19 protein-coding genes are annotated in these 18,753 nt (G+C 68.0%); 9 read left to right on the plus strand and 10 right to left on the minus strand.

What is annotated here, in order from left to right; all coding sequences use genetic code 11:
• Window positions 1-39 precede the first annotated feature (39 nt).
• A complete protein-coding gene (locus tag FHS97_RS17645; protein WP_184037810.1) occupies window positions 40-888 on the plus strand; it encodes a cold-shock protein in 849 nt (282 codons plus the stop codon).
• Window positions 889-1,171: 283 nt separating this feature from the next.
• Window positions 1,172-2,698: a peptide chain release factor 3 gene (locus tag FHS97_RS11965; RefSeq protein ID WP_184037813.1), complete on the plus strand. Its 1,527-nt coding sequence runs from the start codon at window positions 1,172-1,174 to the stop codon at window positions 2,696-2,698.
• A 123-nt stretch (window positions 2,699-2,821) separates the two neighbouring features.
• Here the strand turns inward: FHS97_RS11965 and mgtE are convergent, their stop codons facing one another.
• Window positions 2,822-4,234, minus strand: a complete 1,413-nt coding sequence (gene mgtE / locus FHS97_RS11970) for a magnesium transporter (protein WP_184037816.1) — start codon at window positions 4,232-4,234, stop codon at window positions 2,822-2,824.
• A gap of 143 nt (window positions 4,235-4,377) precedes the next feature.
• Here mgtE and FHS97_RS11975 point away from each other — a divergent pair, with 143 nt between their 5' ends.
• A complete protein-coding gene (locus tag FHS97_RS11975; RefSeq protein WP_184038011.1) occupies window positions 4,378-4,806 on the plus strand; it encodes a peptidylprolyl isomerase in 429 nt (142 codons plus the stop codon).
• 150 nt (window positions 4,807-4,956) lie between these two features.
• Here the strand turns inward: FHS97_RS11975 and FHS97_RS11980 are convergent, their stop codons facing one another.
• Window positions 4,957-5,841 (minus strand): LysR substrate-binding domain-containing protein, encoded by an 885-nt coding sequence (locus FHS97_RS11980; RefSeq protein ID WP_184037819.1) that lies wholly within the window; start codon window positions 5,839-5,841, stop codon window positions 4,957-4,959.
• Between the two features lie 308 nt (window positions 5,842-6,149).
• On the opposite strand from FHS97_RS11980, the gene FHS97_RS11985 reads away from it, so the two are divergent.
• A complete protein-coding gene (locus FHS97_RS11985; protein ID WP_184037822.1) occupies window positions 6,150-8,444 on the plus strand; it encodes a CDC48 family AAA ATPase in 2,295 nt (764 codons plus the stop codon).
• 117 nt (window positions 8,445-8,561) lie between these two features.
• Here FHS97_RS11985 and FHS97_RS11990 read toward each other — a convergent pair whose 3' ends face one another.
• Window positions 8,562-9,839: an MFS transporter gene (locus FHS97_RS11990; protein WP_184037825.1), complete on the minus strand. Its 1,278-nt coding sequence runs from the start codon at window positions 9,837-9,839 to the stop codon at window positions 8,562-8,564.
• 156 nt (window positions 9,840-9,995) lie between these two features.
• On the opposite strand from FHS97_RS11990, the gene FHS97_RS11995 reads away from it, so the two are divergent.
• Window positions 9,996-10,610, plus strand: a complete 615-nt coding sequence (locus tag FHS97_RS11995) for a class I SAM-dependent methyltransferase (RefSeq protein ID WP_184037828.1) — start codon at window positions 9,996-9,998, stop codon at window positions 10,608-10,610.
• Between the two features lie 53 nt (window positions 10,611-10,663).
• Here FHS97_RS11995 and FHS97_RS12000 read toward each other — a convergent pair whose 3' ends face one another.
• Entirely contained in the window at window positions 10,664-12,112 is a 1,449-nt protein-coding gene (locus FHS97_RS12000) for a S41 family peptidase (RefSeq protein ID WP_184037831.1), read from the minus strand.
• Window positions 12,113-12,219: 107 nt separating this feature from the next.
• Here FHS97_RS12000 and FHS97_RS12005 point away from each other — a divergent pair, with 107 nt between their 5' ends.
• The gene (locus FHS97_RS12005; protein WP_184037834.1) at window positions 12,220-12,570 is read left to right on the plus strand and encodes a hypothetical protein; all 351 of its coding nucleotides are present in this window, start codon (window positions 12,220-12,222) and stop codon (window positions 12,568-12,570) included.
• Window positions 12,571-12,709: 139 nt separating this feature from the next.
• The gene (locus tag FHS97_RS12010; RefSeq protein WP_246346629.1) at window positions 12,710-13,414 is read left to right on the plus strand and encodes a glutaminyl-peptide cyclotransferase; all 705 of its coding nucleotides are present in this window, start codon (window positions 12,710-12,712) and stop codon (window positions 13,412-13,414) included.
• 182 nt (window positions 13,415-13,596) lie between these two features.
• On the opposite strand, the gene FHS97_RS17650 is transcribed toward FHS97_RS12010, so the two are convergent.
• The 5 genes from FHS97_RS17650 to FHS97_RS12030 all read right to left on the minus strand — a co-directional run bounded on the left by FHS97_RS17650 (window position 13,597) and on the right by FHS97_RS12030 (window position 16,599).
• Window positions 13,597-13,731, minus strand: a complete 135-nt coding sequence (locus FHS97_RS17650) for a hypothetical protein (RefSeq protein ID WP_260396546.1) — start codon at window positions 13,729-13,731, stop codon at window positions 13,597-13,599.
• 210 nt (window positions 13,732-13,941) lie between these two features.
• Window positions 13,942-15,366: an ammonium transporter gene (locus FHS97_RS12015; RefSeq protein ID WP_184037841.1), complete on the minus strand. Its 1,425-nt coding sequence runs from the start codon at window positions 15,364-15,366 to the stop codon at window positions 13,942-13,944.
• 11 nt (window positions 15,367-15,377) lie between these two features.
• Window positions 15,378-15,716, minus strand: a complete 339-nt coding sequence (locus tag FHS97_RS12020) for a P-II family nitrogen regulator (protein WP_028967359.1) — start codon at window positions 15,714-15,716, stop codon at window positions 15,378-15,380.
• A 131-nt stretch (window positions 15,717-15,847) separates the two neighbouring features.
• The gene (locus FHS97_RS12025; RefSeq protein WP_184037844.1) at window positions 15,848-16,048 is read right to left on the minus strand and encodes a putative signal transducing protein; all 201 of its coding nucleotides are present in this window, start codon (window positions 16,046-16,048) and stop codon (window positions 15,848-15,850) included.
• Window positions 16,048-16,599, minus strand: a complete 552-nt coding sequence (locus FHS97_RS12030) for a pyridoxamine 5'-phosphate oxidase family protein (RefSeq protein WP_184037847.1) — start codon at window positions 16,597-16,599, stop codon at window positions 16,048-16,050. The genes FHS97_RS12025 and FHS97_RS12030 overlap by 1 nt, the downstream gene beginning before the upstream one ends.
• Window positions 16,600-16,649: 50 nt before the next feature.
• Here FHS97_RS12030 and FHS97_RS12035 point away from each other — a divergent pair, with 50 nt between their 5' ends.
• Together FHS97_RS12035 and FHS97_RS12040 are read left to right on the plus strand one after the other, a co-directional pair.
• Complete coding sequence (locus tag FHS97_RS12035) at window positions 16,650-16,895, plus strand: type II toxin-antitoxin system CcdA family antitoxin (protein WP_184037850.1); 246 nt, start codon at window positions 16,650-16,652, stop codon at window positions 16,893-16,895.
• Window positions 16,895-17,191: a CcdB family protein gene (locus FHS97_RS12040; RefSeq protein ID WP_184037855.1), complete on the plus strand. Its 297-nt coding sequence runs from the start codon at window positions 16,895-16,897 to the stop codon at window positions 17,189-17,191. The genes FHS97_RS12035 and FHS97_RS12040 overlap by 1 nt, the downstream gene beginning before the upstream one ends.
• Before the next feature lie 2 nt (window positions 17,192-17,193).
• Here the strand turns inward: FHS97_RS12040 and tldD are convergent, their stop codons facing one another.
• Window positions 17,194-18,609 carry a metalloprotease TldD gene (gene tldD / locus FHS97_RS12045; RefSeq protein ID WP_184037858.1) on the minus strand — a complete coding sequence of 472 codons (1,416 nt, stop codon included), beginning with the start codon at window positions 18,607-18,609 and terminating at the stop codon, window positions 17,194-17,196.
• Between the last annotated feature and the right edge of the window lie 144 nt (window positions 18,610-18,753).

Genomic DNA, 18,753 nt, shown 5'->3' on the forward strand with positions numbered 1-18,753 from the left:
ATGAGAGTTATCGGGCGGACCGGGAAGACGAACAGGGTTATGGGTTACGACAAGGGCGGCCGCGGGCAGCGCGGCGGGCGTGGGCGCGACAAGCGCGATGGTTTCGGCGGCGGCAGTGACGATTTCGGCGGCGGCGGCGGTGGTTTCGGTGGCGGCGGCTTCGGCGGTGGCTTCGAAGATCGTGGCGGCGGCGGTTTCGGCGGCGGTCGTAGCTTCGGCGGCGGTGGCGGCGGCTTTGGCGGCGGCGGCGGTGGTGGCTTCCGCGGCGGCGGTGGCGGCGGCTTCGGTGGTGGCGGCGGTGGCCGCGGCTTTGGTGGCGGCGGTGGCGGCATGCCCCCGCAGGTCGTCGGCGAGGGCACCGGCGTGGTCAAGTTCTTCAACGCGCAGAAGGGCTTCGGCTTCGTCGTCCGTGACGACGGCGGTGAGGACGTGTTCGTGCACATCTCGGCGGTCGAGCAGGCGGGCCTGTCGGGCCTGGCCGAGGGCCAGCCGCTCGGCTTCACGCTCGTCGACCGCGGCGGTCGCGTCTCGGCGACCGATCTGAAGATCGACGGCGAGCCGATGCCGGTCACCGACCGCGCGCCTCCCCGTGAAGGCGGCTTCGGCGACCGTGGTGGCGATCGCGGCCCGCGTGCGGGCGGCGCCGGCGGTGCTCCCCAGCGCCAGCTGACTGGTGAGAAGGCGACGGGCACCGTCAAGTTCTTCAACGCGATGAAGGGCTTCGGCTTCATTCAGCGCGACGACGGACAGCCGGATGCGTTCGTGCACATCTCGGCCGTCGAGCGCGCCGGCATGCCGACCCTCAACGAGGGCGACCGCCTGAGCTTCGAGATCGAGGTCGATCGTCGTGGCAAGTATGCGGCCGTGAACCTCGAGTCGGGCAGCTAAGCAGACCGGTTCTCGCGAACGAACGGCGGCCCGTCCGACTAACGTCGGGCGGGCCGTTGTCGTTTTTACGCTGGCATTCGTCGCCCAGACTTGATCCGACGCCGCGCTTCTTCCTCCGACGTCGCAAAGAAGCGGGGGCCCGGGTCGAGCCCGGGATGACGGACCAACGATCGGCAACAAGAGGTCTGCACACCCGCCTCTGTCCCTCCGCGCGCCATCCTGCTATCCGCGCGCTCCACACCGCCGCGCGGAAGCGGCGCTTGCCCGAACCGCTGGAACCCGCATGACGTCTCCCCGCCGTACCTTTGCGATCATCTCCCACCCCGACGCGGGCAAGACGACGCTGACCGAGAAGCTGCTGTATTTCGGCGGCGCGATCCATCTCGCCGGCGAGGTCAAGGCGCGCGGGCAGAACCGGCGCGCGCGGTCGGACTGGATGAAGATCGAGCAGCAGCGCGGCATCTCGGTCACCTCCAGCGTGATGACCTTCGAAAGCGGCGGCATCACCTTCAACCTGCTCGACACGCCGGGGCACGAGGATTTCAGCGAGGACACCTATCGCACGCTGACTGCGGTCGATTCGGCGATCATGGTCATCGACGCGGCGCGTGGCATCGAGGCGCAGACGCGCAAGCTGTTCGAGGTCTGCCGGCTGCGCTCGGTGCCGATCATCACCTTCGTCAACAAGGTCGATCGCGAGGGGCGGCCGACCTTCGAGCTGCTCGACGAGATCGCCGACATGCTCGCGCTCGACGTCTCCCCGATGACGTGGCCGGTCGGGATGGGCGGCACGTTCGAGGGCATCCTCAACCTGTCGACCAACCAGATCGCGCGCCCCGAAGGTGACAGCCGCACGTTCCAGGGCAAGACCGAGGCCGCGCCGATGCTGCCCGACGCGGTGGCGGAAGAAATCGAGCTTGCGCAGGCCGGCTATGCGGCGTTCGATGCCGAGGCGTATCGCAACGGCGACCTCACGCCGGTCTATTTCGGTTCGGCGCTCAAGGACTTCGGTCCCGCCGACCTGATCGCGGCGCTCAGCGACTATGCGCCGCCGCCGCGCCCGCAGCCCGCCGAGCCAGCGCCGGTCGATCCGCAGGAGAAGGAAGTCACCGGCTTCGTCTTCAAGGTGCAGGCGAACATGGACCCGCAGCACCGCGACCGGATCGCGTTCATGCGGCTGTGCTCAGGCACCTTCAAGCGCGGCATGAAGCTGACCCCGACCGGGCACGGCAAGCCGATCGCGGTCCACTCGCCGATCCTGTTCTTCGCGCAGAATCGCGAGGTCGCCGACGAGGCGTATCCCGGCGACATCATCGGCATCCCCAACCACGGCACGCTGCGCGTCGGCGACACGCTGAGCGAGAAGGCCGACGTGCGCTTCACCGGGCTGCCGAATTTCGCACCCGAAATCCTGCGGCGCGTTGTGCTGAAGGATTTCACCAAGACCAAGCAGTTGCGCAAGGCGCTCGACGACATGGCCGAGGAGGGGGTGACGCAGGTCTTTTATCCCGAGATCGGCAGCAACTGGATCATCGGTGTCGTCGGGCAGCTCCAGCTCGAGGTGCTGCTCAGCCGGCTCGATGCGGAATATAAGGTCGCCGCGGGGCTGGAGCCGGCGCCGTTCGACACCGCGCGCTGGATTTCGGCGGAGGACCCGGCCGAGCTGAAGAACTTCACCGACCTGAACCGCGCCGCGATGGCCAAGGATCGCGACGGCAACCCGGTATTCCTCGCCAAAAGCGCATGGGAGGTCGGTTACGTGCAGGACCGCTATCCGAAGGTGAAGTTCGCCGCGACGCGCGAGCGGTAGGACGAACCACTACCGTCATCCCCGCGAAGGCGGGGATCCGGACGCGCAGGTTCTCGCAAGGGGCGAAACGTCAGAGATTCTGGATCCCCGCCTCTGCGGGGCTGACGTCTTCAGGGGAGGGACTTACCCGCCCAATCCCCACAATGCCGCCAGCCCGAGGAAGGTGAAGAACCCCAGCGAATCGGTGCAGGTCGTCACGAACACCGACGACGCCACCGCGGGATCGACATCGAACCGGTCGAGCGTCACCGGCACCAGCACGCCTGCCAGCCCGGCGACGATGTTGTTGATGAACAGCGCCAGCCCGAACACCATCGCCAGCGCCGGATTGCCGAACCACAGATACGAGCCCGCGCCGACCAGCAGCCCGAGCCCGACGCCGTTGCTTCCGGCGATCCGCAGCTCGCGGACGATCATCCGCATGGTGTTGGAGCCGGTCAGCTGATTCGTTGCCAGCGCACGGACGACGACGGCGAGCGTCTGGGTCCCGGCATTGCCGCCCATCCCGCTGACGATCCCCATCAATTGCGCGAGCACCGCGAAGCGCGCGATCCGTTCGTCGAACAGCCCGACCACCGTCGCGGCGATCATCGCGGTCGGCAGGTTGATGAGCAGCCACGTCAGCCGCGTCCGTACCGTCAGGCGGATCGGCTCGTTGATATCGCCTTCGCCCGCGCCCGACAGCCGCAGCGCGTCCTCGCCCGCTTCCTGCTGGATGATGTGGACGACGTCGTCGACCGTGATCATCCCGACCAGCCGCCCCGAACCGTCGACGACCGCGGCGGAGATCAGCGCATATTTCTGGAAGCGCAGCGCGACCTCTTCCTGGTCCATGTCGACCGGGATCAGCGTCTGCTCGCGCTGCATGACGTCGGCGATCGCGATGCTGCGGGGGGTGCGCAGGATCCAGCTCAGCGAACAGGTGCCGACCGGCTCGTGCGTCGGGTCGACGACGAAGATTTCCCAGAAGTCGGTGGTCAGCGTCTCGTCGGCGCGCAGATAGTCGAGCACATCGCCGACCGTCCAATGTTCGGGCACCGCGACCAGATCGCGCTGCATGAGGCGGCCGGCGGATTCCTCCGGGTAGGACAGCGCCTCCTCGATCGCGGCGCGATCGTCGGGCTCCATCGCGCGCAGGACCTCGCGCTGGTCCTCCGGCTCCATGTCCTCGATGATCGCGACCGCGTCGTCGGTATCAAGTTCGCTCGCGATGTCCGCGACCTGCCGCGCGTCGAGCGCGTCGATCAGCGCCTCGCGGACGTAGTCGTTCATCTCCGCGAACACGTCGGCGTCGAGCAGGTCGCTGACCGCGGCGGCGAGATCGCGGCGGCAATCCTCGGGGGTCAGCTCGAACAGATCGGCGATATCCGCGGGGTGGAGCGGCTCGACCAGCGCATGCGCCTCGGCGACGTCGCCAGCCTCGACCGCGTCGAGCACCGCGCGGACGAACTCGGGCTTGAGCCGGTCGTCCTCGTCCAGACGCTCCTCGCGGTCGTCCTGATCCTCGTACGCGTCGCGCAGCTCGGTCTCGCTCATGTGCCGGCTCCCTCGTTCACGTCGGACCGAAGGGCACCTAGCGTGGGCGTCGCGCATTTGCCAGCCGGGCGCGGGACCGATAGGGGCGCGCACATACGGCAAGAAAGGAACTGCCTGTGACCGATACCTATTCCACGCTGACCATGACGCTGGACGGCGGCGACGTGACGATCAAGCTGCGCCCCGATCTTGCGCCCGAGCATGTCGCGCGCATCGCCGAGCTGGCAAACGACGGCTTCTACGACGGCGTGGTATTCCACCGCGTGATCCCGGGCTTCATGGCGCAGGGCGGCGATCCGACCGGTACCGGGATGCACGGTTCGGACAAGCCGAACCTCAAGCAGGAGTTCAGCAAAGAGCCGCACGTGCGCGGCACCTGCTCGATGGCGCGGACGATGGACCCGAATTCCGCGAATTCGCAGTTCTTCATCTGCTTCGACGACGCACGCTTCCTCGACGGCCAGTACACCGTCTGGGGTCAGGTGACCGACGGCATGGCGCTGATCGACGCGCTGCCGAAGGGCGAGCCGCCCGCGAACCCCGGCAAGATCGTCTCGATGAAGGCGGCCTGATCCGGTCGCGACTCGCCCTGCGTGGCGGGGCGGGTCGCGGCCTCTCTCCGTCATTCCCGCGAAGGCGGGAATCCAGAACCTCTGACGTAAGCGACTCTTGCGAGAACCTGCGCATCTGGATTCCCGCCTTCGCGGGAATGACGGTAGAGGTCACCCTTCCCGCAGCGTCCGGATCAGCCAGTCGCGGAAGAGCTTGACCGGCTTGGTCTGCAGCGCGCGTGGGCGGCACGCAAACCAGTAACTGTAGGGGCTGGTCACATCGATATCGAACAGCCGCACCAGCCGTGGGTCATTCGCGTCCTGGAAGTGGTTCTCGTGCATGAAGGCGACGCCGAGCCCCTGCGCCGCCGCCTCGAGGATCAGCACGCCGGTATCGAAATAGTCGATCGCGACCGGCTCCATCCCCGGATAGCCCGCTGCCTGGCTCCACGCCGCGAACGTGTCGGGCATGTCGCGGTGGAGCAGCACGCTATGTTCGCGCATCTGTTCGGGCGAACGCAGCGGCTTCGGCCCGTCGAGCAAGCCGCGCGCACCGATCGGATAGACCATGTTGCGGTCGAGCCGCTCCGAATAGAGCATCGGATCGATGTCGCGCGCGACGACGATCACCGCATCGAGCCCCTCGCCGAGTCGCGCAAGCGCATTGCCGCCGGTGTCGATGTCGAGGTGCAATTCGGGATGCGCGGCGCGCAGCTCGCCCAGGCGCGGAAACAGCCGTTGCGACGCATAGAGCGGCAGCACGCCGAGCCGCAGCCGCAGCACCTCGTTGCCGCTGGTCATCCCTTCGATCGCATCGGACATGCCGTCGAGCGCGGGGGCGATGGCGGCGAGCAGCCGCTCGCCATCGGCATTGGGGACCATCGCCTGATGGCGGCGATCGAACAGCGGCCGCGAGATGAAGCGTTCGAGCGTCTGGATGCGGCGGCTCAGTGCGGGTGGCGACAGCGCAAGCTCTTGCGCCGCGGCCTTGATCGAGCCGAGTCGCGCGACGGCCACGAAGGCCTCGATCGCAGTGAGGGGCGGAAGCCGGCGCATGGCAGGTTCGGGACTGGTCCGAAATGACTGTTGCGCTGCATCATGCAACATCCGGTCCGCGACGCAACAACAATCGCCCTTACGATTGCAGATAGTGCAACCATACCGCTAACATTTCGCACTTGCGAAGGTCGATGCCGCGGCGCACATAGGGCGGGCCTTTCAGGCATCCTCTCCTAAAAACTTCAAACGGCCGGCCCCTTGGGGCTGGCCTTTTTTTCGTCCACGCGACGGGCGGACGTGGGTCGCAATGCGGAACCGCCGCCCTATCTCCTGCGCTCGGCCCCTAGCCGTGCGAAAGGAACAAGATGGCGGATGCCGACGAGACAGTGGTGAAGTTGCAGGTCGCGAACGCGCGGCCGGAGGATAGCGGGCGCGGCGTCGCGCATCTGCCGCGCGCCGTGTTCGCGGCATTGGGTATCACCGACGGCGACGTCGTCGAGATCGTCGGCAAGAAGACCACCCCCGCGCGCGCGATCGGCCCCTATGCCGAGGACGAAGGACTGGAACTTGTCCGGATCGACGGGTTGCAGCGCGCCAATGCCGGGGTCGGCTCGGGCGATTTCGTCGAGGTGCGCCGCGCTGAGTCGAAGGCCGCGACGCGCGTCGTGTTCGCTCCGGCGCAACAGAACCTGCGCTTGCAGGGCTCGACCAACGCGCTGAAGCGCACCTTCTTCGGCCGGCCGCTGTGCGCGGGCGACATCGTCGCGACCGCCGGGCACCAGCGCGTCCAGAACATGCCGCCGGGGATGGAGCGCTACGTCAACGCCCCCGCCTATGCCTTGCAGGAGATCCGGCTGCTGGTCGTCTCGGCGAGCCCGAAGGGCGTCGTCCATATCGACGAGACCACCGAGATCGAGCTGCGCCCCGAATATGAGGAGCCGCAGGCCGCGCGCCGCGCCGACGTTACCTATGACGATATCGGCGGCATGGGGCAGACGATCGACCAGCTCCGTGAGATGGTCGAACTGCCGCTGCGCTATCCCGAACTCTTCCAGCGGCTCGGCGTCGATCCGCCCAAGGGCGTGCTGCTGCACGGGCCGCCCGGCACCGGCAAGACGCGGCTGGCGCGCGCGGTGGCGAACGAGTCGGACGCGCAATTCTTCCTTATCAACGGCCCCGAGATCATGGGCTCGGCCTATGGCGAATCCGAACAACGGCTGCGGCAGGTGTTCGAGGAAGCCAGCAAGGCCGCGCCATCGATCGTCTTCATCGACGAGATCGACTCGATCGCGCCCAAGCGCGGCCAGGTGTCGGGCGAGGCGGAGAAGCGGCTGGTCGCGCAATTGCTGACGCTGATGGACGGGCTGGAGGCGCGCGCCAATCTGGTGGTGATCGCCGCGACCAACCGGCCGGAGGCGATCGACGAGGCGCTGCGGCGGCCGGGCCGTTTCGACCGCGAGATCATCGTCGGCGTGCCGGACGAGCGCGGGCGGCGCGAGATCCTCGGCATCCACACCCGCGGCATGCCGCTGGGCGAGGGCGTCGACCTCGACCAATTGGCGCGCCAGACGTTCGGCTTCGTCGGCGCAGATGTCGCCGCCCTGACCCGCGAGGCAGCGATCGAGGCGGTGCGGCGGATCATGCCGCGGCTCAACCTGGAAGATCGCACGATCCCCGCCGAGGTGCTCGACATGCTCGCGGTGACGCGCGAGGACTTCACCGAGGCGCTCAAGCGAGTCCAGCCGAGCGCGATGCGCGAGGTGATGGTGCAGGCGCCAACCGTCAAATGGTCGGACGTCGGCGGGCTCGACGATGCGCAGATGCGGCTCAAGGAAGGCGTCGAGCTGCCGCTCAAGGACCCCGATGCGTTCCGCCGGCTTGGCATCCGCCCGGCGAAGGGCTTCCTGCTCTACGGTCCGCCGGGGACTGGCAAGACGCTGCTCGCCAAGGCGGTCGCGCGCGAGGCGCAGGCGAACTTCATCGCCACCAAGTCGAGCGACCTGCTCAGCAAATGGTATGGTGAGAGCGAGCAGCAGATCGCGCGGCTGTTCCAGCGCGCGCGGCAGGTCGCGCCGACGGTGATCTTCATCGACGAACTCGACTCGCTGGTCCCGGCGCGCGGCGGCGGGCTGGGCGAGCCGCAGGTGACCGAGCGCGTGGTCAACACGATCCTCGCCGAGATGGATGGGCTGGAGGAACTCCAGTCGGTGGTGGTGATCGGTGCGACCAACCGGCCCAATCTGGTCGACCCGGCGCTGTTGCGGCCGGGGCGATTCGACGAACTGGTCTATGTCGGCGTGCCCAATGCCGCGGGCCGGCGGCGGATCCTCGACATCCAGACGCAGAAAATGCCGCTGGCGCCGGATGTCGATCTCGACGCGGTGGCGGCGCGGACCGAGCGCTTCACCGGCGCCGATCTGGAGGATGTCGTGCGCCGCGCCGGGCTGATCGCGCTCCGCGAGTCGCTCGATACGCGCGAGGTGCGTCGCGCACATTTCGAGCGCGCGCTGGAGGAGAGCCGCGCGAGCGTCACGCCCGAGGTGGAGCGTGATTACGAGCGGATGGCGGCGCGGCTGAAGCAGGAGGCGAATGCGATCCAGCCGATCGGCTTCATCGCGCCGGGGCAACTGACCGCACGACCGGGCGGCAAGGAGGTCTAGGTTCACCGCATCGTCGCCCCGGACCTGATCCGGGGCCCCGCTTGTTCTCGACGGAAGGAAGAAGCGGGATCCCGGATCAAGTCCGGGATGACGCCGTGGGGAGGCGAGCGACCCGACTTAATTCCGCAGCGCCCGCCACCCGAGCGGCAGCAGCAGCGCACAGGCGATCGCCGCGGCATCGTAGGGCATTGCATGGCCGATGCCGTACAGCGCGACCCCGATCGACGGCCCCAGCACGAAGCTGGCCCCGCTGATGCTCGTCACCTTCCCCGCGACCGACGCCTGCAGCGATGCGTCGACTGCGAGGCTCGATCCCGCGGTGAACCCCGGTCGCACGAACCCGAACCCGAGACTGGCCAGCGCATAGCCGCTCGCGATCGCGGGCAGGGTGGCGGCATGGCCGGTCGCCGAGCAGCCGGCGGCGGCGAGCGCGAGCCCGACCAGCACCAGCGCGCGCGGCCGCAGGTCGAGCAGCGGGATCAACCCCCATTGCGCAAGCAGCGACGCGCCCGCGCCGGTCATCAGCACCAGCCCGGTCGCGCCCAGCGCGTCGACCGGCGACACGCCGAGCCGGTCGATGACGAGGAAGCCGACCACCTGCCCGGTCATCGCCTGCGCATGGCCCATCACCAGCCCGACGAACAGCCACCAGCGGATGCGGGGATCGCGCGCGTCGATCCGCCCGCCGCCCTCGGGCGCGATCGCCGCGGTGACGCTCGCGCCCGAGGATTGCCCGCCGATCGACGGATAGGCGTTGACCGCGCCGTGGCTCGAATCGTCCGACCGGTCGTCGGGGAGCCGCCGCCACACTGCCAACAGCATCGCCACCCCGAACAGCGCGAAGACGAACGCCGGCGCGGCCAGCCCGACCGCGACCGGGCCGAGATGGCCGAGGATCAGATACGGCGCGAGCGCCGGGCCGAGGATCGTTCCCAGCCCGAAGGCCGAGGCGAGCAGCGTCAGCGCGCGGGTCCGTTCCTCGCGGGTCGTGCTGCCCGCGACCAGCGCCTGCACCGCGGGCGGGGCCGCCGCACCGGTCGCGCCATAGATCACGCGCCCGACGATGAAGAGCAGGAACGCTGCCGTCCCGCCGATCCACCCGTTGATCCCGGCGAGGAGGAACATGCCGCACAGTACGAGGCTGGTCGCGTAGCCGCCGAGCCCGAGCAGGATCATCGCGCGCCGCCCGTGGCGGTGCGAGCGGTGCGCCCAGAACGGCGCGGCGAGCACCCAGAACAGCGCCGAGATCGAAAAGGCGAGCGCCACCTCGGCATCGCGGACGCCCAGCGAGCGGCCCAGCGCCGGCAGCACCGACTGCAGCGCGGTGTTGCCGGCGGCGATCGTCAGCATCACCATGAACAACAAGGCAAAAGTGCCGTCGCGCGCCTGTCTCACCGCTGTCCGCTCCCGCTCCGTCGCATCGGAACCTCGATTAGGCGCTTGGGAGGCGCGTACAACCCGGCTATGGCAACCGCTTCGCCTGCAGGGCGTTCGTCATGCGGATGACGTGAAATCGTCATCACTTCAGGGTTCGGGAGCCGTTTTTTCCACATGACCAGTTCCACCGACGCCGTGCGGCGCGATCGCAGCAAAGCCGCCGGCGTGCCCGGACCGTGGCAGATGTTCTTCACCGGCTTCCTGAAGCATCCCGTCATGGTCGGCTCGATCATCCCGTCGTCGGACCGGCTGATCGCCAAGATGCTCGGCCCGGTCGACTGGGCCAATTGCAAGCTCTTCGTCGAATATGGCCCGGGCGTCGGCACCTTCTGCCGCCCGATCCTGGAGCGGATGGCGCCGGACGCGATGCTGATCGCGATCGACACCAACGCCGATTTCATCCGCTATCTCGACCATACGATCACCGACTCACGTTTCGTGGCGGTGCATGGCTCGGCGGCGGACGTGGAGCGGATCGTCGCCGAACACGGGCATGAGGCAGCCGATTACGTGTTGTCGGGGCTGCCCTTCTCGACGCTGCCCGACGGCGTCGGCCCGGCGATCGCGGCGGCGACGCAGCGCGTGCTGCGCGTCGGCGGCGCGTTCCTGGTCTATCAGTTCAGCCCCAAGGTCCGCGACTTCATCGCCCCGCATTTCCACCGCATCGACCATGACATGGAATGGTGGAACGTACCCCCGGCGCAGCTCTACTGGGGCTGGAAGGACTAGGATCTGCCGTCTCCCGGATCACGTCCGGGATGACGTTGCCACCGGGCCGGCGCTCAATAGAGCCCCGGCGTCTCCCGCTGCGCGGCGGTCGGACGGGGCGCGACCAGCGGGCGCTGCCACTCCGCGAACAGCCCGGCCGTCCGCGCCGCCGCCGCACTCGCGCCGATCCGCGTGCAGCCACGCCCCGCCAGCCAGTCGAGCGCGGTGCGCGTCGAGGTCTCGCTGACGTCGCCCAGCGGGTGTGCGTAATCGTCGGCGGCCTGGCAGCTCGCCTCCACCTTGGTCGCGAGCCCGTCGTAATAATCGCCCTGCCCCGCCGAATTCCGGAGCGCGAAGGCGATCACGCGCAGCCGGTCGTCGCTGCACGACGGATTGTCGACCGGGATCTGCCCGACGGGCTTGCCATAAGTGTTGGCGCCGACCAGCGCGAGGTCGCTGTGGAGGTACGGGATCAGCGCGTTGATGACATATTCGCTCGCCGAGGCGGTCTGGCCGGTGCCGATGAACGCGATCCGCGTCGGCGCGATCGCGTTCATCTCGCGCGCGAAATGGCGGACCTGGTTTTCCTGCGCCTTGGAAGGACGGAAGGTCGTGTACGCCTGCACGTCGCTCGTCGAGCGATTGGCGCCGAGCAGGTCGGTGAACGTCTCGGCGGTGTTGAGCAGCCCGCCGCCATTGTAGCGCAGGTCGACGATCACCTGCGTCACGCCCTGCGCCTTGAAGGTGGCGAATGCGCTGCGGAGTTGATCGTTGGCGGTATCGATGAAGGTGCGCAGATTCACGTAGCCGACCTTGCGCCCGTTATCGTCGATCGCCTTGACGCCGTAGCGTGAGGAAACCGGCGTCAGCGTATAATCGGCACTGGCCACCCGCACGTCGCGGGTGCCCGCGGCATCGGTGATGCGCAGATAGCGGACGGTGCCGGGGGTCGATACGTCGAACGCGGCGTTGAACGCAGCGGTGCCGCTCGCCTGCAGGTCGCTGATCGTCTGGATCGTCGTCGCGGTGGTGCCGATGCCGACGATCTGCGCCCCGCGGTCGATCCCGGCGTTCAGCGCCGGGGCATTCTCATAGGCTTCGGTCACGAACAGCCGGTCGCTCCCGTCCCGCGCCAGCCGCGCGCCGATCCCGGCGGTGCCGCCCGAACTGTAATAGGCATTCTCCTCCTTGAGCGAGGCCAAATAGGTAAAATAACGATCCTTGTGCTGCGCACGCGCCGTCGCGGTCAGCGCGTCGAGGAAGCTGTCGACGTCCGGGAAACCGGCCGGATCGAGGCTGGCCGGCAGGGTATCGGGGAACAGATACCATTCGTTCATCGCGTCGCGCACCCAGTTCTGCCGCGCGCGCAGCGCACAGCCGGTCGCAGCAGTGGTGCCGCCGACGCTGCCGCCGCCCGTCGCGCCGCCGGTGCTGCCCGCGACGCGCGTGCCGCCGTCACCATCCCCGCACGACGCCAGCAGCGCCAGCCCCGCCACCAGCCCGATCGACCGCTTTGCCCGCATCACACCGTCCCCACGACTCGCCCGCCCTTCTTCATAGAGGAGATGGTGCAACCCGAAGCTGTGAAAAATGTTAAACCAGCGCAACGTTCGTCTTCGAGGGGCCTGAGATGATTCGCCATGCCGTGATCGCCGCCATCCTGCCGTTGTCGCTCGCCGCGTGCGGCTCGCGCCCGGACGGGGAGACCGCCGCGGCGGCCACCAACAACAGCAGCGGTAATTATCTCGCGCAGATCAGCCAGTTGAACGAGAAGGAGCGCAACGGCGTGCTGTTCCGCGCGATCAGCGATGCCGGGCGCGCCTGTCAGGGCGTGACGCGCTCGACCGCCGGCCCGGAACTGCAGGGCAACCCGAGCTGGGTCGCGACCTGCGACGACGGCACGCCATGGGTGGTCTCGATCAATGACAAGGGCATCGCGACCGTGACGGCGGTGCAGGGCACGACGCCCAGGGCGGGCTGAGGCCGGCGCGCGGCGCAACGTGATTGCCCCGCGCCGCGCGGCATCGTACCGCTGGCGCATGTCGCGCTGGCTGCTCCTCCCGCTTCTCGCCCTTGCCGGTCCGGCCGGGGCGGCCCCGCCACAGGCTGCGTCCGCCGTCATGGCGCGCCAGCCGGCGCTGGTCGTGCCGGTAATCGTGCGCCGGACACCGCACGATCCCGCCGCCTTCACCGAAGGTCTGGTATGGCACGGCGGCGCGCTGATCGAGAGCGTCGGGCTGGAAGGGCGTTCGGACGTGCGACGCGTCGATCCGGTCAGCGGCAAGGTCACGCTGCGGCGGACGATCCCCGCCGCGCAGTTCGGCGAGGGGCTGGCATTGTGGAAGGGCGAGGCGATCAGCCTGACCTGGCACGATGGCATCGCGCATCGCTGGACCGCTGCGACGCTCAAGCCGCTGGGGACGATGCGCTATTCGGGCGAGGGCTGGGGGCTGACGTCCGATGCGACGTCGCTGATCCGTTCCGACGGCAGCGCGACGCTGACCTTCCACGATCCGGCGACGATGAAGGTGCGGCGCACCGTTACCGTCACGTTCGCGGGTCGCGCGCTCGACCAGATCAACGAGCTGGAGATGGTCGACGGGCAGATCCTCGCCAACGTCTGGCACCAGCCGGTCATCGTCGCGATCGATCCGCGCAGCGGCGTGGTGACGCGGGTGATCGACCTGCGTGCGATCGTCGCCGAGGTCGGCGCGCGCGATCCCGAGGCGGTCGCGAACGGCATCGCCTGGGACGGCAAGGCGCGGCGGCTGTTTGTCACCGGCAAGCGCTGGCCGACCATGTTCGAGATCCGGCTGCCGAAGTAACCTGCCTTTGTCGTCCCGGATCAAGTCTGGAGCGACGGGAATGGCTTCAGACTGCGGTAGCATCTACTTGCTAAGTGCGAGCGTAGCGAAGCAGTCCAGGGCATCATGATCCGGCACTGGATTGCTTCGCTACGCTCGCAATGACGAGCCAAAGATCCCAATCGTCGTTGTTGCGCGCTCGATCAGCGTATCAGCAGCTCGCCGACATAGACGACCGCATCCGCGGCAAGCTGTGCGCCAAGTACCGCAGCGGTGAACATCGCTGCGAGCCCGGCAGCGACCATACCATGATGGCCGGCGTTCCTGATCCTCAACATGACCCATCCTCTCCTTCTCGGAGCCGGGGTCTCGCTGGAACGAGATCACCCGGCGCCGTTTACTTATATAGCGCATCGGAAGGCCCGCGTCATCTTGCAGCGCAGCACGCAAAAAAGGGCCCGGTCGCGTTGCCGCGCCGGGCCTTGAGGTGTCGTCCGCAGGAGGAACATCGGTGGCAGGGCGGCGACCGTCGCCGCCCCGCGAACTCGTCAGTAATTATAGGCGCGTTCGCCATGCTCGTTGATGTCGAGACCTTCGACCTCGACCTCGAGCGAGGGACGCAGCCCCATCGTCGCCTTGATGCCGTAGAAGAGCACCGCAGAGACGCCGCCCGACAGCACCAGCGTCAGCACGACCGCCTTGATCTGCGTGAAGACCTGCGCGGCCATGTCGTACTTGCCGGCGACCGACGGGAAGCTGGTGTAGTCGATGAAGCCCTGACCGCCGAGCGACGGGTCGGCGACGATCCCGGTCGCAATCGCGCCGATGATCCCGCCGACGCAGTGCACGCCGAACACGTCGAGCGTGTCGTCATAGCCGAGCTTGTTCTTCACCGAGGTGACGAAGAAGAAACACACCGCGCTGGCGACGAAGCCGAGGATGATCGAGGTCATCGGTGCGGCGAAGCCGGCGGCCGGGGTGATCGCGACGAGGCCGGCGACCGCCCCCGACACGCCGCCCAGCAGCGACGGCTTCTTGTGGACGATCTGCTCGATCACCGCCCAGGCGACCGCCGCGGCGGCGGTGGCGACGAAGGTGTTGACGAACGCGAGCGCCGCGCCGCCATTGGCCTCGAGGTTGGAGCCGGCGTTGAACCCGAACCAGCCGACCCACAGCAAGGAAGCGCCGATCATCGTCATGGTCAGCGAGTGCGGCGGCATCGGCTCCGACTTGTAGCCGTGGCGCTTGCCGATGATGAGGCAGCCGACGAGGCCCGCAATGCCCGCGTTGATGTGCACCACCGTGCCGCCCGCGAAATCGAGCGCGCCCCAGCCGTACAGCAGCCCGGCGTCGGTCGGCGCGTCGGCGAGGAAGTCCGGGCCCGCCCAGTACCAGACCATGTGCGCCATCGGGAAATAGACGATCGTCAGCCACAGCACGACGAAGATCAGCAGCGGGGTGAACTTCACCCGCTCGGCGAACGCACCGACGATCAGCGCGGGCGTGATGCACGCGAAGGTCATCTGGAAGGCGATGAACGCATATTCGGGCACGTAGACGTTGTTCGAGAAGGTCGCCGCGACCGAGGTCGGCCCGACGCCCGCGAGGAACGCCTTCGACAGCCCGCCGACGAACGCGTTACCGCTGGTGAAGGCGAGGCTGTAGCCCCAGCACACCCAGACGAGGCTGGCGACCGAGACGATCATGAACACCTGCATCAGCACGCTGAGCATGTTCTTGGTGCGCACCAGCCCGCCGTAGAACAGCGCGAGGCCGGGGATCGACATCATCAGCACCAGCGCCGCGGAGATTAGCATCCACGACGTATCGCCCTTGTTGATCATCGCGACGGCGGCTTCGGCACCCGGTGCGCGCACCGGGCCGGCGGCGCCCTGCGCCCATGCCGGCGCGGCCGTGAGCAACGTGGCGGCCAGCGCCCCCGCGCCGCCCGCAATCTTTCTGGAAAGCGTCATCAGTCCCCCCATCACAAGGCCGTGTCGTCGGTTTCGCCAGTGCGGATCCGCACCGCCTGTCCGACATCGAGCACGAAGATCTTGCCGTCGCCGATCGCGCCGGTGTTGGCGGCGGCCTGGATCGCCTCGACCACGCGGTCGGCGATGTCGCTGGCGCACACGACCTCGATCTTGATCTTGGGCACCATGTTGGTGCTGTATTCGGCGCCGCGGTAGATTTCGGTCTGGCCCTTCTGGCGACCGAACCCCTTCACCTCCGACACGGTCATCCCGGCCACGCCGACGGTGGTGAGCGCTTCGCGCACCTCGTCGAGCTTGAACGGTTTGATGATGGCTATGACCAGCTTCATCGCGCCCCCTTTGCGTTTGTCCGCAAAGGAGCATCGCAAGGGTCGTGCCAGTTGCTCGCAGAGCGGGCAGTCGGGAGAGGAGGTGCTAACGATCGTTAATAATTGTGCAGCGCGTCACCGCTGCCCAAAAATCAGGCAGCGCCGGCGATCGCCTGCGCGGCGGCGAGATCGTCCTCGTCGACCATGACGCGCACCGAGATCAGCAGCCAGCTGCCGTCGGCGATGCTCGCGCCGCCATCGAAAGCCAGCGCGGGGATGCCGTCGCTCTCCAGCCGCGCGACGAGGATGTTGGCGAGGTTGCGGTCGTAGCGGCCGAGTTCGACAAGCGCCATCAGGCGGGCACGCGCGTCGGGCTGCGCACCGGCAGCCCGTCGATGCTGTGGGTGCGGACGGCATATTTGCCGAAGCGCGTCGCATCGTCGGTGCTCGCGTGATATTTGTTGAGCGTGTCGCGCTCGCGCTCGAACGCCATGTACGGCACGCCCCAGCCGCACGAGGTCTGCGCCTCGTCGACCGCGATCACGAAGATCTGCCGCGTGCCGGGCAGCAGCGTGAAATGCGCGGCCAGTTCGTCCCACGCGTCATCCTGCGGCAGCACCGGCCGGCCGCGGCCGTAAATGCGGAAGATCAGCGCGGGATTGTCGAAGGCGCAGAACATGATCGTGATCCGCCCGTCGGCGAGCAGATGCGCGTTCGTCTCGTTCCCCGATCCCGCGACATCGAGATAGGCGACCGTGGTGTCGTCGAGGATGCGGAAGCTGTCCATGCCCTTGGGGCTGAGGTTGACGCGCGCGTCCGCCGCCGCGGTGGCGACGAAGAACACCGGCTGTTTCGCGACGAACGCGCGATGCTCGGGGGTGAGGGCGGGGAAGAACTTGGCCATTGGTCACTCCGCGTTGACGCGCATGGATGATGCGCATAGCTTCATGCGCCATGAAGCACGATCCGATCACGTCCGGCAAGCGCAAGCCGGTCAACCTGTCGCTCGACACGGGCGTAGTGGCTGCAGCCCGAGAGGCGGGAATCAACCTGTCGCAGGTAAGCGAAGCAGCGTTGCGAAAGGCTGCAAAGGAAGAGCGGGATCGTCGCTGGCGGGAAGAGAATCGCGAATGGGCCGAATCCGTCAATCGCTGGGTTGAGGAAAACGGCTTGCCGCTGGAACGCTACCGGCTGTTCTGATGGCACAATTTGATGTGTATCGGTCGAGCGACGGCGGCCTGCTGCTCGATTGTCAGTCGGAGGTGCTCGCCTATCTGGCGACGCGGATGGCGGTACCTCTGCTTCCCGTAGCGGATGCCCCGCAATTGCGGTTACGCTTGAACCCTGTGTTTGAGATCGAAGGCGAACGCTATGCGATGATCACGCAATTCGCCGCCGCTGTGCGGGTCAGCGAACTACGAAAGCTCGTGATCACCTTGCGGGATTATCGCCTCGACATCATCGACGCTTTCGACATGGCGCTGACCGGCGTCTGACGTCAGGCCGTCCCGCCCACCGTCAGCCCGTCGATCAGCAGCGACGGCTGCCCGACGCCCGCGGGGACGCTCTGCCCGCCCTTGCCGCACACGCCGATCCCCTCGTCGAGCGCGAAGTCGTGGCCGACGCCCAGCACCTTGGTCAGCACGCTCGGCCCGTCGCCGATCAGCGTCGCGCCCTTGATCGGCGCGCCCAGCTTGCCGTCCTCGATCCGGTACGCCTCGGTGCACGAGAAGGTGAACTTGCCCGAGACGATATCGACCTGCCCGCCGCCGAACGACTTGGCGAAGATGCCCTTCTTCACGCGGCTCAGCAGCTCGGCGGGATCGTCGCGGCCGGCCTTCATGAAGGTGTTGGTCATGCGCGGCATCGGCGCGTGCGCGAAACTCTCGCGCCGCCCGTTGCCGGTCGGCGCGACCCCCATCAGCCGTGCGTTGAGCCGGTCCTGCATATAGCCTTTGAGGATGCCGTCCTCGATCAGGATCGTCTCCGAGGTCGGCGTGCCCTCGTCGTCGATCGTCAGCGAGCCGCGCCGGTCGGCGATGCTGCCGTCGTCGACGATCGTCACGCCGGGAGCGGCGACACGCTCGCCGATCCGCCCCGAGAAGGCCGAGGTGCCCTTGCGGTTGAAATCGCCCTCCAGCCCGTGCCCGATCGCCTCATGGAGCAGCACGCCGGGCCAGCCATTCCCGAGCAACACCGTCATCTCGCCCGCGGGCGCGTCGACCGCCTCGAGATTGACCAGCGCCTGTGCCAGCGCCTCGTCGATCGCACGGTTCCACATCTCGGGCGTCATCACCCGGTCGTAGAGGTAGCGCCCGCCGACCCCGAACGACCCGGTCTCGCGCCGCCCGTTCGCCTCGGCGACGATCGAGACGTTGAGCCGAACCAGCGGGCGGACGTCGGTGGCGACGAAACCGTCGGCGCGAACGATCTCGACCACGCTCCACGTCCCCGACAGCCCGACCGACACCTGCGCGACGCGCGGATCGCGCGCGCGCGCGGCGGCGTCGATCGTCTGGCACAGGTTCACCTTGTCGGCGAACGGCACGAGATCGAGCGGATCGGCGTCGGTATAGAGCCGGTGGTTGGTGCGCGCCGGCGCGGCGGCCTTCGTCGCGCTCGACGGATCGATCAGCGCCATCGTCTCGCCGGCGCGGCGGATCGCGGCCTCGCTCAGCTCGTTGGCGTGCGCGAAGGCGGTCATCTCGCCCGACACCGCGCGCAGTCCGAAGCCGGCGGTGGTGTCGTAGCTGGCGGTCTTCAGCCGCCCGTCGTCGAACCCGAACGCCTCGGCCTTGCGATATTGCAGGAACAGCTCGCCGTCATCGGCGCGCCCCAGCACATCGGCGGTGACGCGCTGCGCGGTCGCGGGGTCGAGCGTGTCGCGGTACAGGAAGGAGCGGGGATCGGTCATCGCGCCAAGATAGGCGTGCGCGGGTGGGGATGCCAGCGGTTGGGTTCACGCGGAGGCGCGGAGCATGCGGAGAGGGGTGCGCAAGCTCCGCGTCATCGTTCCCCGTCGCCCCCGACTTGATCCGGGACCCCGCTTCTTCTTACC

It is taken from the genome of Sphingomonas endophytica, from assembly GCF_014199415.1.
GTDB lineage: Bacteria > Pseudomonadota > Alphaproteobacteria > Sphingomonadales > Sphingomonadaceae > Sphingomonas > Sphingomonas endophytica.

What these genes read in the sequence shown, in the direction of transcription:
- FHS97_RS17645 (WP_184037810.1), top strand. Translation starts at nt 40, where the DNA reads ATGGGTTACGACAAGGGCGGCCGCGGGCAGCGCGGCGGGCGTGGGCGC.
- FHS97_RS11965 (WP_184037813.1), top strand. Translation starts at nt 1,172, where the DNA reads ATGACGTCTCCCCGCCGTACCTTTGCGATCATCTCCCACCCCGACGCG.
- mgtE (WP_184037816.1), bottom strand. Translation starts at nt 4,234, where the DNA reads ATGAGCGAGACCGAGCTGCGCGACGCGTACGAGGATCAGGACGACCGC.
- FHS97_RS11975 (WP_184038011.1), top strand. Translation starts at nt 4,378, where the DNA reads ATGACGCTGGACGGCGGCGACGTGACGATCAAGCTGCGCCCCGATCTT.
- FHS97_RS11980 (WP_184037819.1), bottom strand. Translation starts at nt 5,841, where the DNA reads ATGCGCCGGCTTCCGCCCCTCACTGCGATCGAGGCCTTCGTGGCCGTC.
- FHS97_RS11985 (WP_184037822.1), top strand. Translation starts at nt 6,150, where the DNA reads ATGGCGGATGCCGACGAGACAGTGGTGAAGTTGCAGGTCGCGAACGCG.
- FHS97_RS11995 (WP_184037828.1), top strand. Translation starts at nt 9,996, where the DNA reads ATGACCAGTTCCACCGACGCCGTGCGGCGCGATCGCAGCAAAGCCGCC.
- FHS97_RS12000 (WP_184037831.1), bottom strand. Translation starts at nt 12,112, where the DNA reads ATGCGGGCAAAGCGGTCGATCGGGCTGGTGGCGGGGCTGGCGCTGCTG.
- FHS97_RS12005 (WP_184037834.1), top strand. Translation starts at nt 12,220, where the DNA reads ATGATTCGCCATGCCGTGATCGCCGCCATCCTGCCGTTGTCGCTCGCC.
- FHS97_RS12010 (WP_246346629.1), top strand. Translation starts at nt 12,710, where the DNA reads ATGGCGCGCCAGCCGGCGCTGGTCGTGCCGGTAATCGTGCGCCGGACA.
- FHS97_RS17650 (WP_260396546.1), bottom strand. Translation starts at nt 13,731, where the DNA reads ATGTTGAGGATCAGGAACGCCGGCCATCATGGTATGGTCGCTGCCGGG.
- FHS97_RS12015 (WP_184037841.1), bottom strand. Translation starts at nt 15,366, where the DNA reads ATGACGCTTTCCAGAAAGATTGCGGGCGGCGCGGGGGCGCTGGCCGCC.
- FHS97_RS12020 (WP_028967359.1), bottom strand. Translation starts at nt 15,716, where the DNA reads ATGAAGCTGGTCATAGCCATCATCAAACCGTTCAAGCTCGACGAGGTG.
- FHS97_RS12025 (WP_184037844.1), bottom strand. Translation starts at nt 16,048, where the DNA reads ATGGCGCTTGTCGAACTCGGCCGCTACGACCGCAACCTCGCCAACATC.
- FHS97_RS12030 (WP_184037847.1), bottom strand. Translation starts at nt 16,599, where the DNA reads ATGGCCAAGTTCTTCCCCGCCCTCACCCCCGAGCATCGCGCGTTCGTC.
- FHS97_RS12035 (WP_184037850.1), top strand. Translation starts at nt 16,650, where the DNA reads ATGAAGCACGATCCGATCACGTCCGGCAAGCGCAAGCCGGTCAACCTG.
- FHS97_RS12040 (WP_184037855.1), top strand. Translation starts at nt 16,895, where the DNA reads ATGGCACAATTTGATGTGTATCGGTCGAGCGACGGCGGCCTGCTGCTC.
- tldD (WP_184037858.1), bottom strand. Translation starts at nt 18,609, where the DNA reads ATGACCGATCCCCGCTCCTTCCTGTACCGCGACACGCTCGACCCCGCG.